We start from the raw sequence: 1,871 nt of genomic DNA, 5'->3' as shown, positions 1-1,871 counted from the left end.
CCGGCGTTAGTTACCGTGAAAGTGTAGTTGATAAGCTCTCCGGGATCTGAACAATCACCGCCATCATCATACATCGCTGTTTTCAGGATGTCGATGGCAGGGTTCTGACAAAGTTGCGTCACAACAGCTTCCGAAGTGTCGGTCACTGTGCTCTGATCTGGAGCTGTTCCTGTTACTGTGGCTGTGTTCGTTACTGAACCGGTATCAATATCATCTTGTGTAATAGCGTAGCTTCCGGTGTATATCCAAGTTTCAGTTACATCAAGTTCACCGTCACCATCATCATCTCCTGAATCTGGTCCGGGAACCACTCCACCTAATAGTGGATCGTTAACAACTACATTACTTATCGATACGTTACCGGCATTGGTCACCGTGAAAGTATAATTGATAAGCTCTCCCGGATCCGAACAATCACCGCCATCATCATACATCGCTGTTTTCAGGATGTCGATGGCAGGATTCTGACATAGATCGGTTACCACGGTGTCTGAAACATCTGTCACTACCGTTCCGTCAGGATCGGTACCTTCCACAGTGGCAATATTTGTTACTGAACCAGTATCGATATCGTCCTGCGTAATTGCATAATCTGCTGTGTATATCCAGGTTTCATCTACGTCGAGGAGTCCGTCGTTATTTGTATCTCCTGAAACGAATACAATAGGCACTACTGGGTTAGGATCTTCGAAGAGCGGATCAGTTACCTGAACATTGCTCAATGGAACATTACCCGGATTCGTTATTGTAAATGTATAGGTAATTGTTTCTCCCGGATCTGTACACTGATTCTGATTTTGGTCGTTCAGTACGCCCGTTTTCACGATCTGAATTACTGGGTTTGGCGTTTGTTCAATAAGAATATAAACCGTGGCTCTATCTCTCGCTTGAGGTGAACCATCATCGAAAATCTCATAAACAAACTGGTCGGTTCCAATAAATCCTGCACCTGGAGTGTAGGTAAATGTACCATCAGGGTTTAAAGAGAGAGTTCCGTTTGAAGGGCCACTCACCGGAGAAACCGTAGTATCAACAGATTGTGCATCTCCTTCTACATCCTGATCGTTATCCAGCACATTCCCTGTTACAGGTGTATCGATTTCACCGTAATAAGCATCGTCATTAGCGGTTGTAATATTTCCGTTATTAGGGATCACCTGTATGGTCACTGTTGTCGTATCACATAGGGTGGGTGTTCCATCATCACAGATGGTATATTCGAAGGTATCTTCACCTTCAAATCCTGGATCCGGAGTATAGGTATAGCTACCATCCGGATTCAACACTACAGAACCATTAGCAGGCTGAGTATTTCCAGTTATCGTAAGCGGATCTCCATCCGGATCAAAGTCGTTAGGAAGTACATTTCCATCAACAGGAGTATCGACTTCAGTCACGTTGGTATCTGCATTGGCAATTGGCGGATCGTTATCGATCACAGGATCATCAACAACTTCAATATAGACAGTTGCCGTATCACATGCCTGTGGATTTCCTCCATCGCACACCTGGTACTCAAAACTATCCTCACCTACAAAATCAGTATCCGGAGTATAAGTATAAGTGCCGTCAGGATTGAATACCAGTGTTCCGTTGTCCGGACCACTGCCTGCAACCAGGGTAAACACTTCAGTGCCCGCTGGTCCGTCAGGATTCAGGTCATTCGTACTAACATCACCGATCACCGGTAGGTTTACAAACGTATTATTGATATCGTCTATAGCTAGAATATCATTGTTCGGATCGGCTACCGTGAGGTAGACCGTTGCCTGATCGGTTGCAACTGGAGCTCCATTGTCGAAGATCTCGTATACGAACTGATCCGTTCCGAAGAAACCAGCATTTGGCGTATAAGTGAAACTACCGTCAGG

1 protein-coding gene is annotated in these 1,871 nt (G+C 45.2%); it reads right to left on the bottom strand.

Annotation, left to right across the window (positions count from 1 at the left end):
* Nucleotides 1–1,871, bottom strand: a 1,871-nt coding sequence (locus tag J1N09_RS15345; RefSeq protein WP_265201161.1) for an Ig-like domain-containing protein, incomplete at both ends; no start/stop codon positions are given.

The organism is Aureitalea sp. L0-47, from assembly GCF_026126405.1.
Classification (GTDB): domain Bacteria; phylum Bacteroidota; class Bacteroidia; order Flavobacteriales; family Flavobacteriaceae; genus Pukyongia.
This window is presented reverse-complemented; position numbering and strand designations above follow the sequence as displayed.